Genomic DNA, 19,493 nt, shown 5'->3' on the forward strand with positions numbered 1-19,493 from the left:
TGCTCCGATTGCCATATTTCCTACTTCTCAATTAAATATTGGTTACCGGCAATGGCGCTGTTTCCTTTATCGCCAGTTTCCGTAAGCAGTCACACCGAGGCTAAAACTATAGAGGAAATTGAGCCTTCCGGCATTATAGCCCCTTTCTTAAGGTTAAATTTGAACACAGGGTAGTCCCATACTTTGATTACATTGGATTTATTATCGACCAGAGCTATATAATTTTTGTGGTCAAATAATTTAAATAACATATCACCAAAAGCTTCGGCCATTTCAATGTCCGTGTACAGATTATCGGGTAGAATACCAAGGTCGGGGACGCCTGCCGGAATGTTGCCGACATTTTCATTTGCAGTCGCCTGTTGATGTTCAGGTAATATATAACTCCTATCTTTTTTAAATATATTAAGCACAAAGGTTCCTCCCAGCCACGTTTTCTAATAATTCTATCACTAATAAATAATTGGTCAATATATGTCGAAATATGTTGTAAAATTTTAAATTGCCTTTACGTCTGCTTAACAATTGGTTAATAACATGGGAAAATTAATCGTCCTGAATAACCCCAGGGTAATACCCGTGCTTTTTGCGGTAGCATGCAATCTATTCTATTAAATTTTATAATGAAGGTAGTATTTATTATTGCTTCAAAGGGTTTGGATAGAGTGGTCTTTGATGGCAGCTTTTGGATTTTCAGTGAGCTGCTATTTTTTAATTTTTATTTCATGTGTTTTGCTGAACATTTTTATTAGGCAAAGTTCAACTGTATTGACTCAAAAGTAAGCGACAAACTCTACGTCACATATGGTTCAATACCCCGGATATGCTAACATATAGAAAAGTGATCGGGAATAGATGAAAGGGGGAGGTGTAGTTTGTTGAACCATCTCAGGAGAAAAATCCATCACGCAGAGCTGCTTTGAATTTATTAAACTGCTTTTTGAATTAACTTCCTGTGCCGGTCATCTGACAGTCCTTCCGCCTGGTCAAAGCCTTCCTCAGCGAGGTAAAAATTAAAGCATTCAGCTAGATCGGGATTTTCACGGTCCATCTTCGCATAATGCTTCATTAGATAATGGCTGAAATCAAGATCGAAATCCAAGCGGCTGCGCTTTCCGTCCAGATATTCCTGAACAAAGGTCATCATAAATTCAGATGCGGTGTTCTTTTGCATTTCAGGCATTATCCTTTTTCATCAGCATCCGGCATTTTTCCGGGACAGCCCTACCCCACGGCAATAGAGCATCCAATTCCCCGACCGATACGGATGGAACGGCTTCAAGCAGAAATTCCAGATACTCAAACGGCTTCAATCTGTTTGCTTTGGCGGTCTCTATGATCGAATAGACTATTGAGCTTGACACAGCACCTTTGACAGTATTGCAGAACAGCCAATTTTTGCGGCCCAATGCGAAAGGGCGCACGGCATTCTCAGCCCGGTTGTTCGAAAGTTCAGTACGTCCGTCAAGATAGACATTCATTAACCATCTGCGCTGCTCCAGGGCATAATTCACAGCTTTTCCCATTGCGGTTTTAGGTAGGACATTCAGCGTCTGAAGCCACTCGAAAAAAGCCTCTGCCTGAGGCTTGGATTTTTCTAGTCTGAGTTCATGCCGTTCTTCAGGGCCGAGGCTTTTCCACTGTTCTTCCAGATGGAAAAGCGGACCGATGCGCATAATTGCATCGTTTGCCGACGATGCAATCCTTTCAGAATGCGGAACAGCTTTGAGGGCGTCCTCGAATTTACGCCGCATATGAACCCAACAACCTACAACGGTGATTTCAGGTAGCTTATGATAGGCAGCGTAGCCGTCCGTGTGCAGGAATCCCTTGAAACTCTTTAAAAACTGCTTCGGATGAGTGCTTGACCGGCTTGGCTGATATTCAAACAGAACAATCTGCCCACTTGTATCTCCGCTTGTCCTGTACAGCCACATATAACTGCTTGAGACGGCAGTCTTGCCAGGCTCCCGAAGAACCTGCACGGTCGTTTCGTCTGCATGGAGGACATCCTGCGTAAGCAGCAGGGCTTTCAGCCGCTCATAAACCGGTGACAGCCAATCCTCGCTACAGCGAATGATCCAGTTGGCCATCGTCTGACGGCTCAGTGACACGTCCTGCCTTTTCCAGTCCTGCTCTTGTCTGTATAGGGGCGCATGCATGACATATTTATGCGTCATGATGTGAGCCACAGCTGATGGGGAAGCTAAACTTCCGCTGATCAGCGGTTCGGGCATGGCGGCCTTCATGATCGGCACATGGTCGCCGTTTCTTTCGCAGCTTCGGCAGGAATATACTGCACGTCTGTGTTCTATGATTTTGATCTGGGCTGGAATAACCGCAAGCTCCCGGCGGGTATGGTGACCCATTTCATGCAGTGCTCCGCCGCATTCCGGGCAGACCTGCTCTTCTACCGGCAGTTTATATTCTACCGTCTCCACCGGCAGCGCTGATAAATCATCTTTCCTTTTGCCGATACGTTTGCGGCGGATATATGTAATCTCTTCGAGTTCAGGCTCAGATTTCTGTAAATCTGCTAGATTTTCCGCCTCGTCAAACAGACTGAGTTGCTCAGGTGAATCGCCCTTTTCGCTTGATGGTCCAAACTGGTGGTGCTTAGACAGTCGGAACTGTTCCTCGTAAAATTTTACGAGCATCTCAAGTTCAGCTATGCGAGCGTCTTTTTTCGCCACTATTTCAGCCCAGTTCGCAACATTTTCCATACATTAATTGTAGCACAAAAAGCCTTAAAAACCCAGAGCTTTCAAGACTTTGCGGGTTTTTTTGCCCTGCTTTTCGGGTTGGTATTCCGTGTCGTTTTTAGCTATGTGATCCTCCTCCCAATCAGTTCCTCCCGTCTTAATTTCAATTCCACTCTCGTCCCGCCTAAAAGGATGGACAACTCCTCGTCCGTAAGCGTAAGGGTCTGCTCCCCTCCAGACCCCGGCCATCGGAAATGTCCTTTCTCCAGGCGCTTGAAATACAGCCAGAATCCATCGCCGTCCCATTCCAGTATCTTAACGCGATCCCGGCTCCTATTGCAGAACACAAACACCGCCCCGTCAAACGGGTCAAGTTTGAAGCTGCCTTCTACAATGGCAGCGAGTCTGTTGATATTCTTGCGCATATCTGTCTGACCGCAAGCGAGAAACACCCGCTTACCGGAGAAGCTCAGCATGACCGTTTAAGCGCCGCAAGCAGTACGGCTATTTTCTCTGCCGGATACCCGCTGTCCGCAGTGATCCGCATTCCTGCAAGATCAATGCGGATTTCCCCTTGTCCGCCATTTTCCTGAACCGGTAGCCGCTCATGTTCTTCTGCAATTTTCAATTCAGCAAAGCCCGGTGGGATCAAGCCTGTCTGTGTATGCCCGGTTCGAATTTCCGTCATCTGCTCACAGACCGCTTCCCGCAGTTTCCGCTGCCAGTAGTAGTAAATGTTCTCGTGGACTCCCTCACTTGCGCAGAACGCTTTAATGCTGAGGCCGCTCTCGCTTCTCCTGCGTATTATCTGCGTCCAATGCGCCAGCCGACACTCCCCCGCAATTTCTCTTGTATTCATGCTGCTGATACTCCTGTTTGTCTTGATTTCCCACTTGTGGTTTTTCAAGTTTTCCGTAGTCAGTGTATCAGCTTTTTATGGGTCAATCTATGTGACATAGAGTTTGTCGCTTACACTCAAAAAGGAAAAAAGTCTAAGATAATAAATGAATAAATATTTATTTATTATCTTGGGAGGGAGAAAACGTGGCAAGAATTGCTGAACCTGAAAAAATGGAAAATATTAAAAAAGCAATAATGGAAGGCTTAATAGAACATGGTTATTCTGGAATGTCTATTGCTTCGATTAGCGAGAAAGCCGGTGTGTCCCCCGGTTACTTATATAGATATTACAGCTCTAAGGAGGAACTGGTGCAGGAGCTGGTAGATTCGGAAATGGATATAATCGTTAAAAGCTTTATGTTGGATATTGGTTCTTCTGCCACACTATATGAAGTAGGGTATAAAACAATAAAAAGGCTTTTTATGAAAGCAAATGAAGAACCATTACTTGCGAAGTTTAAAGCATCTGTGGTAATGGATTTAAAAATCCCTGCGAAAGAAAAGAAGGAAAACTATAAAAACATATTGGAAGTAGCAGAGAAATGCATTCAATTAGGGCTGAGAACTGGTGAGATTAACCCTCAAACAAAAGCTGCTGAACTATTAACTGTTTCTTTTACAATTCCTTTTAGATATTTGTCCTTTTCACTTGAATTGGATGGAAATAAAAAATTTACGGAGGGAGAAGTAAAAAGGGTAGCGCAGATATGTGTTAATGCATTTAAATAAAAAAGTAAAAGGTTATTTTTTTCTATTAGTAACAAGACAGGAATATGCAAGAAACCATCAAGATATTTTTTTAAAAAATAATGAATAAATATTTATTTATTATTAATCAATTAACAAAATATAACAAAATGCGCCGGTTAAGAAGTGCTTTTATATGGAGGTGTAATCAATGTTCGCAAAAATGACAATCTTTTGAAGGCGAAAATATAAAAATTGTTTATTTATAAGCATAATGGAAAATTCCATTAAATTTGTACCGGCAGGATTACAATAGTTTTTTCAATGGTTTTATAAGCTTGTTTAAACAGCGAACAACCCAGTATAACACCAAAATAGGGGAGGAGATTAGTATTAAGCGCCTCAGCACAAATTCCAATAAAAAAGCGGTGTTATTCCTGTTATTCATAACGTTGCTGGTTCTTGTCCAGGGTTGCCAAAAGCAGGTGGTGAATAAGGAAAAGTCCGTTCCTGTGGTTACTGTGGAAGAAATCCGGCAATCTGACACCGCCTACAATCTGCAGACCACTGGAATGGTTGAGCCGGGGGAGGAGGCCAAACTGTCCTTCCAGGTAGCCGGGAAGATAATTGAAGGTCCGGCGGAGGAAGGCTCCGTGGTGACCGCGGGTCAGATACTGGCCCGGCTGGATGAATCCGACTACCAGGCGCAAATGGAAGCCGCCCGTTATCAGCTGGAGCTTGCCACAGTGGAAATGGATCGATGCAAGCTGGACCTGGAGCGCTATGAAAAGCTTTTTACCTCAAATGCCATCTCGCAAAAAACCCTGGAGGATGCCCAGTTGGCTTTCAGAGCCGCCCAGGCCAAGGCGGGTCAGGCAGGCAGTTCCTTAAAACAGGCTGAATTGATGGTTAAGCACTGTGTGCTGACATCAACTTTTCAGGGAAAGGTCCTTAAAAAGACAGCCAATCGCGGCGAAATGGTGGATGCCGGAACTCCCGTACTTGTGCTGGCACAGCTCAACCCGGTAAAGGTGGTGGTAACGGCGCCGGCCAACCAGATAGAAAATTGGGCGGAAGGAGCTGATGCGTGGATCTCCACCGGGGGAATTCCTGTGAGCACCAATACCGGCGATACCGATAAAATTAAGGTTAAAATACATAAGGTGAGCCCCGGGGCCGAGGGTCAGACCGGCTCATTCAGAGTGGAGTTGAAAGCGGAAAACCCCGGACAGGTTTTGAGGCCGGGTGAGGTGGTAAATGTGGAACGCCGGGTGAGAACCAGAACCGGCCTGTGGATACCGCTTAAATCGGTGGTAAGCCGTGGCGAGGATCTTGAGTACGTGTTTGTATTGGCTCCGTCCGGCACGGTGGTTCGGCAGCAGGCTATAAAGCTGGGTACTGTGGCCGGAGACCGGATTGAGGTTGTTTCCGGCCTGGAACCAGGCGCCCGGATTGCCGTATTAATGCCCGAGGACCTCCGGGACGGGGATACCGTGGAGGTGAAATAGGTGGAGATTATCGGAGCCGGGCTGAAGTACCGGAAAATAACCGTAGTACTCTTTATATTGCTGATTATTGCGGGTGTGTCGGGGTTTTTAGCCATGCCCAGATACGAAGACCCCCAATTTAAAATAAGCACCGCCCGGGTATTGACCCTTTACCCCGGGGCAGCGCCTGATCAGGTGGAAGCCCTGATAACCAAGCCTCTGGAGGAAAAGATAAAAGAACTGGAGGATGTCAAAACCATAGAATCCAGTTCCTATAATGGCGTGTCAAGCATAATAGTAAAGCTCAACGATAATGCTGATCAGGATAAAAGCTGGGATAAGCTGCGGCAAAAGGTAACCGAGGCCAGTGCGCAGCTCCCCTCCGGGGCGGATACCCCGGAAGTACAGGATGATTTGAACAAAACCAGCTTTATGATAATGCACCTCACCGTGCCACAGGGAGAAGATCCGGCTTCACTAAAGGAGACCGTGGACCACTGGGAGGACACCATTAAACAGGTGTCCGGGGTTGAAAGGGTTGAGGTGAAAGGTCTGCCCGACGAGCAGGTGCAGGTTATCCTGGATCCAGCCGCCCTGTCTGTCCGCCGGCTCAGTTGGACTCATGTGGCCGACTCCCTGGAAAAAAGAAACGTCAGCATCCCCGGCGGCATTTTACGGGAAGGGAAAATGGGCTTTTGGGTTGAGTCCTCGGGAGAGTACCGCTCCCTTGAAGATATAAGGGAAACAATTATCTACCAGCCGCCTGGCGGGGCTGCTGTTAAGGTAAAAGACGTGGCCAAGGTGGAAAAGTCTCCTGCCCGGGCCAACGTTCTGGTGGAAACCAACGGGAAACCCAGTGTGGCCATTGCTGTATTTACTAAGGAAGGATACTCGGTTTCCTCGGTGGAGAAGGATATACAATCCAGTATTGACCAGCTAAAGGGGGATTTGCCCCCTGGAGTGGAGCCGGTAGTTTTTTTAAACCAGTCGGAAAGCGTGCAAAAAAAGTTTGGGGATCTCTGGAGAGAGCTATTAATCGGAATGGTGGCGGTTCTTATGGTTTGTCTGCTGGGCCTGAACTGGCTCACAGCTATCATAGTTGCCCTATCCATTCCAATATCCGCCGCAGTCGGGTTCGGTCCTCTTTCTTTGGCTGGGGTCAGCCTCCACCAGGTAACCATAGCGGCCTTGATAATCGCTCTTGGTATACTGGTGGACGATGCCATAGTGGTGAACGACAATATCGAACGACACCTGGCGGCGGGGGCCGCGGCATACAACGCCTGCCTCGGCGGCACCAGGGAAGTGGCTGTTCCCATACTGACCGCAACGGTTGCGACGGTTTCGGCCTTTGCTCCTTTAATGCTCATACCCGGAGACATAGGAAGGTTCGTTTATTCTCTGCCGGTGGTGGTTTCGGTAACCATGCTGGCATCCATGGTTACTTCACTATGGCTGACCCCAACCATGCGTTTTTGGCTGTTAAAACGAGGCAGAGCAGAGACCCCGGCCAGACCGGGGGGATTTGGGACCGGTTTGCTTAGTCCGGCTCTGGAGCGCCTGAGCTTGTGGTATGAGGGCAGGCTCACAGCTTCCATGAAACGTCCGGTTCTCACTGTGGCAGTGGCATTGCTGCTCAGTGTAGGCGCATTTTCGCTGCTGCCCCTGATCGGCGTTCAACTTTTTCCCTACGCGGAAAGAGAGGAATTCGTTATAGATATTGTCACCCCAAGGGTTACAGCCTCTATCAGACCGAGGCGGTGGCCCGGGATGTATCCGAGAGAGCCGCTGAGAAACCCGGGGTAAAAGGAGTGTTCACTTATGTAGGCCAACAGGCGCTAAAATTCTATTATAACGAAGCTCCTTTTGAACAGGGGGACAATGTGTCTCAATTGGTAGTGGTAACCAGGGGAAACAATATTGATACTGACCGCTTGGTGAATCGCCATGCAGTTTTACTCTCTTACCAAGCCGGCTATTGTTTTCCTTTCGATTTATCTGGCTCTGTCCGGAGCCATGCTGGGACTGTTTATCACGGGCACGCCGCTGGGTTTCATGGCTTTACTGGGAATAGTTAGCCTGTCCGGAATTGTGGTGCGGAACGGCATAGTGCTGGTGGATTTCATTGAAATTGGGCGCCGGGAAGGAATGTCCCTGCGCGATGCCATCCGGCAGGCCGGCAAGGTAAGGATGCGGCCCATTTTATTGACCTCGGCAACCGCGGTGTTTGGCTTGCTTCCAATGGCAATCCTTGGCAGCAGTCTGAACCGCCCCATTGCCATCAGTATAGTTAGCGGCGTGATATTTTCCACCGTACTTACACTTTTTATTGTGCCAAATGTATATTTACTGGTGGAAAGCGTAAACCGTAAAAAGGCTGCTGAAGCTTCTGTGGCGATGGATGAGATAACATTAATTGTATACCTAATATAATTATGAATAATCACAATTAATGGGAACAGGAAGCCACTGAATGAAATACTGAATGACACCGGCGTTAGCCAGGAGGAATTTGAGATTGTAAAGTGCGGAGCGGGGTTTGGAAGGTTGCTGCCAGCGAAGATCTCTTATGCAAAATCGGCATGGGGGCAGGGGTATTCATCAATTGAGATAGCCGGTTGCATAGGGGTTTCCCATGTGGCGGCATTCAAATATATAAACGGTAAACGAAAGAATAAGTTAATAAGTTAAGGGCCTGACCCTCCTCAACGTTTAACTGTACAGTTTGCGGGGCAGTTTATATAATATAGGAGAGGTGAGGTGATTCCATTGGGGAATTAAAGAAATATAAAATCGGAGAAATTGCGGAGCTTGCCGGGGTTAGCAGAAGGACAATCGACTACTATACCAACCTTGGCTTGTTAAGTCCTGTCAGGTCTGAGAGCAAATACAGGTACTATTCCGACGATGCCCTGGTCAGGCTGAAGTTGATTGAAGCTATGAAAACACAAAGGTTTACCCTGGAGGAAATAAGGGAAAGGCTAAACCTCCTGGACGGCCATTTGCCGGAGAAGGGTAAGGAAATAAGCAGAGGGACAATAAACGCCGATTTTATAAAGGAACAGCTCAAACAGCTGGAAAGCCAGCTTGCGCAACTGCAGCCCGCTGTTGCCAATCTGGATGCGAACCAGACCGCGGCGTTGTCAAAGCAAATTTTGCTGCAAAGTATGGCCTTGGCACAAACGCTGATAATTTACATTAATGAGATAATGCCGATGATGTAGATTGATTTGGAATAAACGGTGAAAGGAATGATTGGGAATCCATGTTTAAAAGACTTATGGCCAGCCTGGGTGTGGGCTCCTCAAAGGTTAACCTGGTGCTGGACAAAGAGCAATACCACATCGGGGAGCCGTTAAAAGGCCGGATAATTGTCGAAGGTGGAAATGTCGACCAGGAAATTAACACCCTTGATGTTGACCTGGTAATGAAATTCAACATTAGGGGTAAACAATTTTCCAAAACTGTGGAAACCATAAAAGTTGCCCGCAACTTTTATGTAAAAGCGAAAGAAACCCGGGAAGTCCCGTTTGAGCATTACCTGCCCTTTCATTATCCCGTTTCAAAGGGCTCCGTGGCCTATTATTTGTTGACCAGAATGGACATTGCAAGGGCCGTGGACACAGGTGACACGGATGCATTTACGGTTATGCCGGGTAAGGATATGGCATTAATAATGGATGCTCTGAGCGCCTTGGGATTCAGAGAAAAGATAGGCTCGGGGAAAATAGAAAAATATGGCCAGGAATTTGATTACTACCCCACGGGGTTATTTGAGGATAAATTAAAGGGACTTGGTGTCAAGTTTTTCCGTGAGGAGCAGAATATTAAGATGTTTCTGGAGCTTGGCGTTGCCGGCGGTCACATGATTCCGGCGAAACACCATACGGAACTGGCAATACCTCCCGGTATATTGGCCGGTGAGTCCGTGGAAAAGGTGGCCGGGTATATTAGGGAATTTATTGAGAACGAATTGAAGCTGGTTGCTGCCCAGGGACCCAATAACATACCGGCTTACCATAACTATCAGGGTCACCAGCATGGCCACGGCAGACCGGGATTTGGCGGCTTTATGGGGGGCATGGTGGCGGGCTTGCTTGGCGCGGCCGTGCTGGGCAGCTTGTTTGACGGTGCTGAAAATGAAGGTGCGGAGGGCGCGGACGCAGCCGGTGGCGAAGAGGGTGATGGCGGCGGATTTGATTTAGGTTTTGACGACTTTGGTGGAGATGACCTTTTCTGATGGATAAAGGAGTCTTTTCTTTCGGGGCATAACTATTTTATTCCTCCAAAAAAATCGGGAGGCATCAGCTAAGCCTCCCCTGCACGACCATTCTAAAGCGTACACCTGAAGAATAGCAGACAATGCTTAAAGGCAGATGAAAAAAAACGGGTAAATTATGACAACGGGGAGTTGTAAAGAGGGCTTTCCTTATCACCTAAACAGGTAAAGAGAGAAAAAGGGGACATGGCAGCCTTAGAATTTAAACAAAATTTACCATTAATTTGTCAATGGCATACCCGGCCCCATTTGAATATATTGGGTTTGGAATGAAACTTGAGGGGGTTAGAGTATGGGATTTGGATTTGGAGGCGGCGCTGGTGTTCAGGGTGGATATCCCTCTTTTGACGGCAGCTTTATTCTATTCTTGATACTGATTCTGCTGGTCTTCTCCATGCCCTATGGCGGCGGTTATTGCCAGAAATAAAATGTGAGGAAAAACCACCCCGCTCGGAAACCCAAACCTGTAAACGGTTTGGGTTTAGTGGTTTATAGCCGTTTTGTGGCCGGCTCAATTTCCGGCGCGGGCCGGTATGTTTGCCGCATGGCCCGGGACCGGCGCTGTTTCAGGCGTGCCGGGGAGTTTTGTTTTATGGCGTATTTTTTACACGCCTGTTTGTAATTCCCAGCCATTGCGTCAGCCATAACGTCGCTATGAAACCGCCTGCGTTTAGAATGTATGATTTGAACGGGTTCCAGTTCAAATGGTGGAAATATCCCAGCCTCAGCATTATAAGTTCCAGCGCCAGGAGAATTGCCGCAGCTGATAGTATGTAAATTAATTTCCACCAGCGTATTGGGGGACAATAATAGACAAACACAATCCCTCCGGGAAAATAGCTCAGCCAGTACGGGACCGGAAGCCCGGAAACCTTCACGTCACTGTGGGTGAATTGAAACGCCCCAAGCCCTGCAAGGGTGGAATCGATGGCATATAAAATTGACATGGCAATTATTCCCGCGGGCCATAATTTTTTCCATTCCCGCAAAGGAATTATAATTAGCGCCGTCAGCCAGGCCAGTATTCCGTAAATGAGCCACCCCAAAAACATCACCCTGATGGTTTAAAATAAAGTTAATATTATCTTTTATCTTTACCCGGTAATTATTCCTGGAATGCTTTTATGGTATTATTATGGATAAAATGAGTTTTATTGCGCTGCCGATAATTTCATGGTATAATTACCTCTGTTGGATTACGGGCGGTCCGCTATCTTGACTGAACAAGGTATGAACGTCTTAGGGAAGGGGGTACATATATGAATCTTATACAATCGCTGGAACAGGAGCAGCTGAAAAAGGACATCCCTGATTTTCAGCCGGGTGATACCGTAAAGGTGCATGTGAAAGTTATAGAGGGCACCAGGGAAAGAATTCAGGTTTTTGAGGGTGTTGTAATCAGGCGCCGGGGCGGAGGCCTTGGCGAAACCTTTACCGTAAGGCGCGTGTCATACGGTGTCGGGGTGGAAAGAACATTCCCTGTAAACACTCCGAAAATAGATAAAATTGAGGTTATCAGGAAAGGCCGCGTACGCCGGGCAAGGTTGTATTATCTGCGGGGTCTGCGCGGTAAGGCGGCGCGTATTCGTGAAAAGGGCAGGAAATAAATAAAGCGGTTAAAGGGACTGTATATCAGTCCCTTTTTGGCTTTTGGGAAAATTTCAAAAAGTGGTTAATTCTACTGATTGCACCTGGAGGTGGCATAATTGGAGCAAATGGGTAATGGCCGCGCACCTGCAAAGAAATCCCCTTTAAGAGAGATTGTCGAGTCGCTGATTATTGCCGTCGTGCTGGCGGTGCTGATCAGAATGTTTGTGCTGCAGCCTTTCTACATTCCGTCAGGTTCCATGGAGCCTACCCTGATGATTAACGACCGCATTATCGTAAGCAAAATATCCTACCGTTTGCACCAGCCGGAGCAGGGAGATATCGTTGTGTTTAAATATCCGAAGGACACCAAAAGGGATTTTGTCAAGCGGCTGATCGCCAAGGGCGGGGATACCGTGGAAATCCGGGACAACAAGCTTTATATCAACAACAAGCTGGTTCCGGAGAAATATCTGCCCGAGGGCCTGGTAATGAAAGGAGATTATGGTCCGGAGCAGGTGCCCGAGGGAAGCTATTTCATGATGGGAGATAACCGCAACAATAGCGACGACAGCAGGACATGGGGTTTTTTGCCCAAAGAACTGGTTATCGGCAAAGCTGTTGTGCTTTATTGGCCGCTCCAGCATATGAGAATAATAAGTGACGGGAAGTAGATTAGTCTTCCCGGTGGGAAATAATACCGTTATGTTGCTCATACAATAAGTAACGGAGGTTATCCGAAGCAAGTGAGTATCCAGTGGTTTCCAGGCCACATGGCCAAGGCCAGGCGGCTGGTACAGGAAAATTTAAAGCTGGTGGACGTGGTAATTGAACTGGTTGATGCCAGGATTCCCGCCAGCAGCCGCAATCCCATGCTGGCTGAGATATCCGGCAAAAAACCCCGGGTTGTGGTTTTGAATAAAGCCGATCTGGCTGATCCCGCTTTAACCCGGAAATGGGAAGATCATTACAGAGCCCTGGGTTTTGCCGCCGTAGCCGTGGATTCGGTGAGGGGCGGCGGTATTAAAAAGGTTCCCGCCCTGGTAAAACAGCAGGCCGGAGAAAAAACCATATCCCTGGGAACTGCGGGCCGGCTGCCCCGGTCGCCCCGCTGCATGATTGTGGGCATACCCAATGTGGGTAAGTCTTTTTTTATCAACAGGCTGGTGGGTCAGCGGGCGGCCCGCACGGGAAACAAGCCCGGGGTAACCAAAGGACGGCAGTGGATACGTATTGGCGGTATGGACTTGCTGGACACTCCGGGAATTCTCTGGCCCAAATTTGAGGATCCGGAAGTGGCCTATAAACTGGCTGTGACCGGAGCCATCAAAGAAGAGGTTTTCAATATCGAGGAAGTGGCGCTAAAATTACTTGATTGGCTGGCCGCAAACCACCCCCGGGCACTCCGGGAGCGTTATGGAATTGAGGGGGAACTGCCCGGGGACCCCGTGGTTTTGCTGGAATTGCTGGGCGGCAAGAGAGGGTTGTTCCAATCGGGTATGGTGGTGGACACATTAAAGAGCGCTGTAAATCTGTTGAAGGAGTTCCGGGAAGCCCGCCTGGGGCGTTTTACGCTGGATTTGCCATAGGAACGGCGGTGAGTCAAAGAACCGTCCCCCGACTCACTGTGACTTACTTTTCACCTCTCAAAAAACCGTTCACCTAAAAAATATTTGCATTCGGGGCAGGGATTTGTCCTTTCATCTCGAAAAATTTAATACTTGACATTATTGCCGGAGGTTGATTTTTGGATATTGCATCCCTTACTGTTGCCGAGATTAAACGGATGGCGAAAGGTCCCGACGGCCCGGAGGAAGAAATGCTGCGGGCCATGGAGCGGGATGCCAGGGCCGGAGTGAGGCAGCTTTATTTGCAATATGAAAAAAGGCGTCAAAGAATATTGGAAGAGGAGGCCCGCCTTAACCGTCTTTTCCAATATGAGGATGCCTTGGGGAGGCTGGGAATATCCTCGGTGGCCGGTGTGGATGAAGCCGGACGGGGTCCCCTGGCGGGGCCTGTAATGGCCGCGGCCGTTATCCTGCCGCCCGGGGTGAGAATGCCCGGTCTTAACGACTCCAAACAATTAACTCCGGTAAAGAGGGAAGCCCTGGCCGCTGATATTAAAAAGTTGTCGAAGGCCTGGGCTATTGGTGTGTCTACGGTAAGTGAGATTAATGATTTAAACATACACCAGGCTTCGCTGCTGGCCATGCGGCGGGCGGTTCTGGGGCTGGCCTTTAAGCCGGACCACATTTTGGTGGACGGCCGCTGCCAAACCGGGCTTGATATGCCCGAGACACCGGTGGTGGGCGGAGACGGTCTTTGCGCCTCCATTGCCGCGGCATCCATCCTGGCCAAGGTGGCCAGGGACAATCTGATGGAGCTTTGCCACCATCTATATCCGGAATACGGTTTTCACCGCCACAAAGGATACGGCACTGCGGAACATCTGGAGGCCCTGCGCCGGTTCGGCCCTTCTCCCCTGCACCGGGAAGGTTTCGCGCCCGTAAAAAACTGTTTACCTGACTAACAGGTTACCGCCTGAAGCCTCTGGTGGTGAAACTAATTATACGTTTGTGGCTAACGGCCTGTGCGGCCTGTCCCCGAAGGCTGGGGACGAACATTATGTGGAGAAACCCGGGGCTCACTTATATCTGGTCGACGTGCTAATTTTTGTTCCTCTACTAATTAACCGGCTTCCTATATAATAATCATTATGCAAAGATTAAATTAGACCACAAAGCGGCTCTTTTTGGCGGAGATTGCCCTTAAGGGCGGTTTACCGGCAACCGGGGTCCGAAACTCTTTGTGGATTTTAAAATTAAATGGAAAGGAGGGGGGAAATGTGCTTTCTGACTGGGGTGCTGTCTTTTTATTCCTGGCCATTGGTGTAGTGTTTGGAGCAGGAGGTATTGTTACCAGTTTTTTGTTTCACCCGTACCGCAGAACTGAAACTAAGCAGGAGGTTTATGAGTGCGGTGTGGACACAGTCGGTCCCACCTGGGTACAGTTTAAGACCGGCTATTTTTTGTACGCCCTTTTGTTTGTAATATTTGACGTTGAAACAATCTACCTGTATCCCTGGGCTGTTAAGTTCCAGAGCCTGGGATTATTTGCATTTATTGAAATGATTATCTTTATCTTCATCCTAATAGTGGGATTGTGGTACGCCTGGAAGGAAGGAGCGTTAGAATGGAAGTAACGAAGGACACCCACCCGGTTGAAAAACTTACAAATGATCCGGTGGTTGTTAATGAGGTAAAACGCCTGGTCCATATTGCTCCCCTGGAGAAGGTTTTTAACCTGGCCAGGGCCCATTCCCTGTGGCCCTTTGGTTTCGGACTGGCCTGCTGCGCCATTGAAGGTCTGATGGCTACCAACATGGCCCGTTTCGACATATCCCGGTTCGGCTATGAGGTTATGCGGGGATCACCCCGCCAGGCGGATGTAATGCTGGTGTGTGGTACCGTTACCCACAAGGCTGCTCCCTTTGTGGCCCGTCTTTATGAACAGATGGCCGAGCCCAAGTGGGTTATTGCCATGGGAAGCTGCGCCATATCCGGCGGTCCCTTCGTGGACTCCTATCACGTGGTGCCCGGTGTGGACAAATTAATTCCGGTGGACGCCTATATTCCCGGATGTCCGCCCAGGCCCGAGGCGGTTATTGAAGCCTTTTTGATGATTAAACAAAAGATTCTCGACCCGAAGGTGGTGAATCAGATCCGTGGCTAATTTTCAATTACCAGCCGAATTGATGCAGGCGCTGTTGGAGAAATTCCCCAATATTGAAGTGCAGGAGAACCAGATGGTAATTGTATCCGCGGACGACTTGATTCCCTTTATGAGCGAGGTCAAGGAAAATCCGGATTATGCCCTGGATTTGCTGACCAATCTTACCGCGGCGGAATACAACGACCATTTTGAGACCGTATACAACCTAATTTCCATTACCAACGGCTTCGACCTGATGGTAAAAGTGAAATTAACCGACAAGGACAATCCTTCCGTCCCATCCCTGTGCCCCCTGTGGGGCGGGGCCAACTGGCAGGAGCGGGAAACATACGATCTGATGGGGATAAACTTTACGGATTATCCCGGCCATCCAACCCGGATTTTACTCCTGGATACCTTCAATGGGCACCCGCTGCGCAAGGACTTTAAGTGGGAGGGTGGCAGGGAATAGTCGCCGGAAGCCGGAAAGCGCATGTCCGGGCATCACCGGGCGGCCGACCACCGGCGGTGTGATTATCCGGCGACTAATAACTGACGACCGAAACGAGGTGTGGTAAATGAAAACACAAACCTATACCCTGAACCTCGGTCCCCAGCACCCCAGTACCCACGGTGTGTTCCAGATTGTGCTGGAACTGGATGGTGAGACGGTGGTAAAGGCCACTCCAGTGCCGGGTTACCTGCACCGGGGTATTGAAAAGCTGGCCGAGGCCAGGACATACGCCCAGGTCATACCCTATACCGACAGAATGGACTACATGGCCGGTATGCTGATGAACTGGGGTTATGTGGCCGCGGTGGAAAAACTCATGGGTATAGAGGTGCCCGAGCGGGCTGAATATATCCGGGTTATTGTGGGCGAGCTTTCCCGGATCGCCAGCCACCTGATAGCCACCGGGGCTTACGCCGGTGATATAGGCGGGCTGACGGGATTTATTTATACTTTCCGCGACAGGGAAGATATTCTGGACATGCTGGAAATGATCTCCGGTTCCCGCATGACCTTCAGCTATTTCCGGATAGGCGGCGTGGCAGAAGATTTCCCGGCGGAGTTTTTCCCGGCGGTGAAAAAATTTATTGAAAAATTCCCATCCTGTTGCGACGAATACGACGGACTGATTACCGGCAATGAAATCTTCCAGGTCCGCACCAAGAAAGTTGGCGTAATTACCCCGGAAGCGGCAATTAATTACAGCCTTAGCGGCCCTGTATTGAGGGGCAGCGGTATAAACTATGACATGCGCAAGGCCCGTCCTTACAGTGTTTACGACCGTTTTGACTTTGAAGTTCCCCTGGGCTGCAACGGAGACTGTTTCGACCGGTACCGTATAAGAATTTTGGAAATGCGCCAGTCCCTGAGGATTGTTGAGCAGGCGCTGGAGCAACTGCCCGAAGGACCTATCATGGCCAAAGTGCCCAAGGTACTCAAGCCGCCGGCGGGCGACGCCTACGCCGAAATCGAGAGTTCCAAGGGTCTCTTTGGGGCCTACGTGGTCAGCGACGGCAGTCCGAAACCTTACCGGGTACACTTCCGCCGCCCCTCGTTTATCAACCTGGGATACCTGGGCAAGCTCTGCGAAGGCTGGAAAATAGCCGACGTAATTGCAATCTTGGGCAGCATAGACATCGTACTGGGAGAGGTGGACTGCTAAACTAAAACATTTCGACATCCGAATATAGCGCGTCGGATTTCGAAAAGGGGAGAAGAGGCATGGGTGAAAATATTTTTACAGGTATAGCCTCAGGGTTAAGTGGCCTGCTGGATGGCGCCGGTGTACCCGTGCTGTGGAATGACGTCATTCTGATGGTGGTCAAACTGGTGGCTATCCTGGTATTCATTCTGGTTAACGCCCTCTGGCTGGTGTACATGGAGCGCAAAGTCGCGGCCTACGTCCAGTGCCGTATCGGCCCCAACCGGGTCGGACCCAAAGGGCTGTTGCAAACCGCCGCAGACATAGGCAAACTGCTTTCCAAGGAATTTACCTGGAACAAGTATTGGGATATAGTTCCGTATATCCTTGCACCGGTTCTCATCTTTGTTCCGCCCTTTATGATTTATGCCGTGCTTCCCTTTGGGGAGAACATGGCGGCCATCGATATGAACATCGGATTGTTTTATTTTGCCGCCGTGGCATCACTGACATCCATCATCTTATGGGCAGGCGGCTGGGCTTCCAACAATAAATACTCCCTGGTGGGCGCCATGCGGGTGGTGGCCCAGATGGTGAGTTACGAATTGCCCCTGGTGCTGGCGCTGCTGGGCGTGGTCATGCTAACCGGTACCCTGAACATGTCGGAGATAGTATACGCCCAGGAAAATGTCTGGTTTATATTCACGCAGCCGCTGGCTTTCCTGATTTATTTTGTGGCCGGTCTTGCGGAAACCAACCGCACTCCCTTCTGCCTGGTGGAAGGTGAGTCGGAAATTATCGCCGGTCCCTATACGGAGTACAGCGGCATGGGCTTCGCCATGTTCTTCCTGACCGAGTATGCCAGTGTCATGCTCATTTCCGCCATGTGCACCGTGGCTTTTCTGGGAGGCTGGCTGGCTCCCTTTGGCCTGACCTTTATTCCTTCCTGGTTATGGTTCTTCCTGAAGATGTACGTAATGATCTTCATTTTCATGTGGGTTCGCTGGACCTACCCGCGTCTTCGGGTTGACCAGCTGATGGGATTCGGCTGGAAGGTGCTGATACCCCTTTGCTTAGCCAACATTTTCGTTACCGGCGTTGGCATGTACATCTACCGGGCGATAGGGTGGTGATTGAATGTTCGGAAAAGGATTGATCAAGGGCCTGGAAATTACCTGGGGCTGGCTTTTTAGAAAAAAGGTTACCGTGGAGTATCCTGACAAGAAAATTGTTATGTCTCCGAGGTACCACGGCCGGTTTGAACTGGATCAGGACAAGTGTATCGCCTGCGGGCTGTGCGCCAACGCCTGCCCCAACAAGGTGATTCAACTGGAGAAGACCAAGCTGGGCAAAAAGCAGATACTGTTGAAATACGTTATGCGCATTGAGTACTGCCTTTTCTGCGGCTATTGCGTGGAAGCCTGCAACAAGGATGCCCTCAAGTTCAGCAGTGTTATTGATATGAACCAGTACTTCCGGGACAAGGTGCGCCTTACGCTGGTTGACCGCCCCGCTCCCACGCCGGAAGAGATAGCTGCCGCGGAGGCGGAGGAGGCTGCCAAGGCCGCTGCTGCCCAGGCTGCCGCCGCTAAGGCCAAGGCCAAAGGCGAGGAGGGTTGATAAATGGGATTAGTGGATAGCATTAACTGGATGGCAGTTGCCTTTTATGTGCTGGCAGCCCATATAGTCGTATCGGCCCTGCTGGTGGTTTGCGTGAGAAACATTGTTCACTCGGTGCTCTGGCTGGCGGTTTGTTTCGTTGCCATGGCCGGGCTGTTCCTGACCCTGGACGCCGACTTCCTGGCAGCCGTGCAGGTGATGGTGTATGCCGGCGCCGTTTGTATCATGGTGGTTTTCGGTATCATGCTGATCCGCCGGTCCGACATGGGACATTCCAACCTTTTTAACGGCCAGACCAAAATAGCCGGCGGGGTGGTGGCCCTGGTAATAGTGCTGTGCGGCGCCCTTTCCGCCAGGACCCAGTGGCTGTTAAGCCCTAACGAGGTGCCTGCGGAGACAGTGGACAACATAGCCACCCTGCTGTTAAGCAAGTATGTAATTCCCTTTGAAGTGGCGGCCCTGCTCCTGCTGGTGGCATTGATCGGCGCTATCATACTGGCCAAGGAGGTGACGGTTGATGCAACTGACTCTGAGCGTTAGCCTCACCCACTATCTTGTGCTTTCGGCGATATTGTTCGGCATCGGACTGTTTGGGGTGCTGGTAAAGAAGAACGCCATTTCAGTGCTGATTTGCATTGAGCTGATGCTAAACGCGGTGAACATTAATTTTATCGCCATCAGTAAATATGTTACCCCCGGTGATTTCATCGGCCAGATTTTCGCCATATTCGTAATCACCGTGGCTGCGGCCGAGGTGGGGATAGGACTGGCCATTATCATAGCCATCTACCGCAACAGGCTGTCCGTGAACTTGGACGAGTTCGACTGGCTCAAGTGGTAGAATATATGAAGGTAGGTGCTGAACCGA

At 49.3% G+C, this 19,493-nt stretch carries 25 protein-coding genes and 1 pseudogene; 20 read left to right on the forward strand and 6 right to left on the reverse strand.

Annotated elements, in window-relative coordinates; genetic code table 11:
- Nucleotides 1-89: 89 nt before the first annotated feature.
- From DCCM_RS07925 to tnpA, 5 genes are all read right to left on the reverse strand, one after another.
- The gene (locus tag DCCM_RS07925; RefSeq protein WP_104371887.1) at nt 90-413 is read right to left on the reverse strand and encodes a hypothetical protein; all 324 of its coding nucleotides are present in this window, start codon (nt 411-413) and stop codon (nt 90-92) included.
- Between the two features lie 515 nt (nt 414-928).
- Nucleotides 929-1,174, reverse strand: a complete 246-nt coding sequence (locus tag DCCM_RS07930; RefSeq protein WP_104371888.1) for a hypothetical protein — start codon at nt 1,172-1,174, stop codon at nt 929-931.
- A 1-nt stretch (nt 1,175) separates the two neighbouring features.
- Nucleotides 1,176-2,723 carry an IS66 family transposase gene (gene tnpC, locus DCCM_RS07935; RefSeq protein WP_104371889.1) on the reverse strand — a complete coding sequence of 516 codons (1,548 nt, stop codon included), beginning with the start codon at nt 2,721-2,723 and terminating at the stop codon, nt 1,176-1,178.
- 101 nt (nt 2,724-2,824) lie between these two features.
- The gene (tnpB, locus tag DCCM_RS07940) at nt 2,825-3,178 is read right to left on the reverse strand and encodes an IS66 family insertion sequence element accessory protein TnpB (protein ID WP_104371890.1); all 354 of its coding nucleotides are present in this window, start codon (nt 3,176-3,178) and stop codon (nt 2,825-2,827) included.
- A complete protein-coding gene (gene tnpA, locus DCCM_RS07945; protein WP_104371891.1) occupies nt 3,172-3,561 on the reverse strand; it encodes an IS66 family insertion sequence element accessory protein TnpA in 390 nt (129 codons plus the stop codon). Before tnpA ends, tnpB begins: the two co-directional genes overlap by 7 nt.
- 185 nt (nt 3,562-3,746) lie before the next feature.
- Between tnpA and DCCM_RS07950 the strand changes: the two genes are divergently transcribed.
- From DCCM_RS07950 to DCCM_RS19440, 8 genes and pseudogenes are all read left to right on the forward strand, one after another.
- Nucleotides 3,747-4,331 (forward strand): TetR/AcrR family transcriptional regulator, encoded by a 585-nt coding sequence (locus tag DCCM_RS07950; protein ID WP_104371892.1) that lies wholly within the window; start codon nt 3,747-3,749, stop codon nt 4,329-4,331.
- Between the two features lie 446 nt (nt 4,332-4,777).
- Nucleotides 4,778-5,797, forward strand: a complete 1,020-nt coding sequence (locus DCCM_RS07955) for an efflux RND transporter periplasmic adaptor subunit (protein WP_165792066.1) — start codon at nt 4,778-4,780, stop codon at nt 5,795-5,797.
- Nucleotides 5,798-7,582 (forward strand): efflux RND transporter permease subunit, encoded by a 1,785-nt coding sequence (locus DCCM_RS07960; protein WP_104371894.1) that lies wholly within the window; start codon nt 5,798-5,800, stop codon nt 7,580-7,582.
- A gap of 141 nt (nt 7,583-7,723) precedes the next feature.
- Complete coding sequence (locus tag DCCM_RS07965) at nt 7,724-8,209, forward strand: efflux RND transporter permease subunit (RefSeq protein ID WP_104371895.1); 486 nt, start codon at nt 7,724-7,726, stop codon at nt 8,207-8,209.
- Nucleotides 8,210-8,610: 401 nt separating this feature from the next.
- Nucleotides 8,611-8,703: pseudogene (locus DCCM_RS19210) on the forward strand (MerR family transcriptional regulator); the annotation flags it as partial.
- A gap of 12 nt (nt 8,704-8,715) precedes the next feature.
- A complete protein-coding gene (locus tag DCCM_RS19215) occupies nt 8,716-9,000 on the forward strand; it encodes a MerR family transcriptional regulator (RefSeq protein WP_231702704.1) in 285 nt (94 codons plus the stop codon).
- A 41-nt stretch (nt 9,001-9,041) separates the two neighbouring features.
- Nucleotides 9,042-10,016, forward strand: coding sequence for a sporulation protein (locus tag DCCM_RS07975; RefSeq protein ID WP_104371897.1), 975 nt, complete (start codon nt 9,042-9,044; stop codon nt 10,014-10,016).
- A 331-nt stretch (nt 10,017-10,347) separates the two neighbouring features.
- Nucleotides 10,348-10,482: a hypothetical protein gene (locus tag DCCM_RS19440; protein WP_269433742.1), complete on the forward strand. Its 135-nt coding sequence runs from the start codon at nt 10,348-10,350 to the stop codon at nt 10,480-10,482.
- A gap of 163 nt (nt 10,483-10,645) precedes the next feature.
- Here DCCM_RS19440 and DCCM_RS18310 read toward each other — a convergent pair whose 3' ends face one another.
- Nucleotides 10,646-11,101, reverse strand: coding sequence for a hypothetical protein (locus tag DCCM_RS18310; protein ID WP_128739116.1), 456 nt, complete (start codon nt 11,099-11,101; stop codon nt 10,646-10,648).
- A gap of 213 nt (nt 11,102-11,314) precedes the next feature.
- On the opposite strand from DCCM_RS18310, the gene rplS reads away from it, so the two are divergent.
- The 12 genes from rplS to nuoK all read left to right on the forward strand — a co-directional run bounded on the left by rplS (nt 11,315) and on the right by nuoK (nt 19,466).
- Entirely contained in the window at nt 11,315-11,662 is a 348-nt protein-coding gene (rplS, locus tag DCCM_RS07985; protein WP_104371899.1) for a 50S ribosomal protein L19, read from the forward strand.
- 108 nt (nt 11,663-11,770) lie between these two features.
- On the forward strand, nt 11,771-12,316 hold the full coding sequence (lepB, locus tag DCCM_RS07990) for a signal peptidase I (RefSeq protein ID WP_104371979.1): 546 nt from the start codon (nt 11,771-11,773) through the stop codon (nt 12,314-12,316).
- Nucleotides 12,317-12,388: 72 nt separating this feature from the next.
- Nucleotides 12,389-13,231, forward strand: a complete 843-nt coding sequence (ylqF, locus tag DCCM_RS07995) for a ribosome biogenesis GTPase YlqF (RefSeq protein ID WP_104371900.1) — start codon at nt 12,389-12,391, stop codon at nt 13,229-13,231.
- Nucleotides 13,232-13,389: 158 nt separating this feature from the next.
- Complete coding sequence (rnhB, locus tag DCCM_RS08000; protein WP_104371901.1) at nt 13,390-14,172, forward strand: ribonuclease HII; 783 nt, start codon at nt 13,390-13,392, stop codon at nt 14,170-14,172.
- Nucleotides 14,173-14,487: 315 nt separating this feature from the next.
- Nucleotides 14,488-14,844, forward strand: coding sequence for an NADH-quinone oxidoreductase subunit A (locus tag DCCM_RS08005; RefSeq protein ID WP_104371980.1), 357 nt, complete (start codon nt 14,488-14,490; stop codon nt 14,842-14,844).
- Nucleotides 14,835-15,374 (forward strand): NADH-quinone oxidoreductase subunit B, encoded by a 540-nt coding sequence (locus DCCM_RS08010; RefSeq protein ID WP_104371902.1) that lies wholly within the window; start codon nt 14,835-14,837, stop codon nt 15,372-15,374. Before DCCM_RS08005 ends, DCCM_RS08010 begins: the two co-directional genes overlap by 10 nt.
- Entirely contained in the window at nt 15,367-15,825 is a 459-nt protein-coding gene (locus DCCM_RS08015; RefSeq protein ID WP_174705146.1) for an NADH-quinone oxidoreductase subunit C, read from the forward strand. Before DCCM_RS08010 ends, DCCM_RS08015 begins: the two co-directional genes overlap by 8 nt.
- A gap of 106 nt (nt 15,826-15,931) precedes the next feature.
- A complete protein-coding gene (locus tag DCCM_RS08020) occupies nt 15,932-17,026 on the forward strand; it encodes an NADH-quinone oxidoreductase subunit D (protein ID WP_104371903.1) in 1,095 nt (364 codons plus the stop codon).
- Between the two features lie 59 nt (nt 17,027-17,085).
- Nucleotides 17,086-18,138 (forward strand): NADH-quinone oxidoreductase subunit NuoH, encoded by a 1,053-nt coding sequence (gene nuoH, locus DCCM_RS08025; protein ID WP_104371904.1) that lies wholly within the window; start codon nt 17,086-17,088, stop codon nt 18,136-18,138.
- A gap of 4 nt (nt 18,139-18,142) precedes the next feature.
- Complete coding sequence (locus tag DCCM_RS08030; protein ID WP_104371905.1) at nt 18,143-18,625, forward strand: 4Fe-4S binding protein; 483 nt, start codon at nt 18,143-18,145, stop codon at nt 18,623-18,625.
- A gap of 3 nt (nt 18,626-18,628) precedes the next feature.
- Nucleotides 18,629-19,165: an NADH-quinone oxidoreductase subunit J family protein gene (locus DCCM_RS08035; RefSeq protein ID WP_373855407.1), complete on the forward strand. Its 537-nt coding sequence runs from the start codon at nt 18,629-18,631 to the stop codon at nt 19,163-19,165.
- A complete protein-coding gene (gene nuoK / locus DCCM_RS08040; RefSeq protein ID WP_174705147.1) occupies nt 19,143-19,466 on the forward strand; it encodes an NADH-quinone oxidoreductase subunit NuoK in 324 nt (107 codons plus the stop codon). Before DCCM_RS08035 ends, nuoK begins: the two co-directional genes overlap by 23 nt.
- Nucleotides 19,467-19,493 lie beyond the last annotated feature (27 nt).

The sequence above is a fragment of the Desulfocucumis palustris genome, from assembly GCF_002933875.1.
GTDB classification, from domain to species: Bacteria; Bacillota; Desulfotomaculia; order Desulfotomaculales; family Desulfocucumaceae; genus Desulfocucumis; species Desulfocucumis palustris.

What these genes read in the sequence shown, in the direction of transcription:
- DCCM_RS08020 (WP_104371903.1), top strand. Translation starts at nt 15,932, where the DNA reads ATGAAAACACAAACCTATACCCTGAACCTCGGTCCCCAGCACCCCAGT.
- tnpB (WP_104371890.1), bottom strand. Translation starts at nt 3,178, where the DNA reads ATGCTGAGCTTCTCCGGTAAGCGGGTGTTTCTCGCTTGCGGTCAGACA.
- nuoK (WP_174705147.1), top strand. Translation starts at nt 19,143, where the DNA reads ATGCAACTGACTCTGAGCGTTAGCCTCACCCACTATCTTGTGCTTTCG.
- DCCM_RS08030 (WP_104371905.1), top strand. Translation starts at nt 18,143, where the DNA reads ATGTTCGGAAAAGGATTGATCAAGGGCCTGGAAATTACCTGGGGCTGG.
- tnpC (WP_104371889.1), bottom strand. Translation starts at nt 2,723, where the DNA reads ATGGAAAATGTTGCGAACTGGGCTGAAATAGTGGCGAAAAAAGACGCT.
- tnpA (WP_104371891.1), bottom strand. Translation starts at nt 3,561, where the DNA reads ATGAATACAAGAGAAATTGCGGGGGAGTGTCGGCTGGCGCATTGGACG.
- DCCM_RS08035 (WP_373855407.1), top strand. Translation starts at nt 18,629, where the DNA reads ATGGGATTAGTGGATAGCATTAACTGGATGGCAGTTGCCTTTTATGTG.
- rplS (WP_104371899.1), top strand. Translation starts at nt 11,315, where the DNA reads ATGAATCTTATACAATCGCTGGAACAGGAGCAGCTGAAAAAGGACATC.
- DCCM_RS07965 (WP_104371895.1), top strand. Translation starts at nt 7,724, where the DNA reads ATGCAGTTTTACTCTCTTACCAAGCCGGCTATTGTTTTCCTTTCGATT.
- DCCM_RS07975 (WP_104371897.1), top strand. Translation starts at nt 9,042, where the DNA reads ATGTTTAAAAGACTTATGGCCAGCCTGGGTGTGGGCTCCTCAAAGGTT.
- lepB (WP_104371979.1), top strand. Translation starts at nt 11,771, where the DNA reads ATGGGTAATGGCCGCGCACCTGCAAAGAAATCCCCTTTAAGAGAGATT.
- DCCM_RS08010 (WP_104371902.1), top strand. Translation starts at nt 14,835, where the DNA reads ATGGAAGTAACGAAGGACACCCACCCGGTTGAAAAACTTACAAATGAT.
- DCCM_RS19215 (WP_231702704.1), top strand. Translation starts at nt 8,716, where the DNA reads ATGAAAACACAAAGGTTTACCCTGGAGGAAATAAGGGAAAGGCTAAAC.
- DCCM_RS07930 (WP_104371888.1), bottom strand. Translation starts at nt 1,174, where the DNA reads ATGCAAAAGAACACCGCATCTGAATTTATGATGACCTTTGTTCAGGAA.
- DCCM_RS19440 (WP_269433742.1), top strand. Translation starts at nt 10,348, where the DNA reads ATGGGATTTGGATTTGGAGGCGGCGCTGGTGTTCAGGGTGGATATCCC.
- nuoH (WP_104371904.1), top strand. Translation starts at nt 17,086, where the DNA reads ATGGGTGAAAATATTTTTACAGGTATAGCCTCAGGGTTAAGTGGCCTG.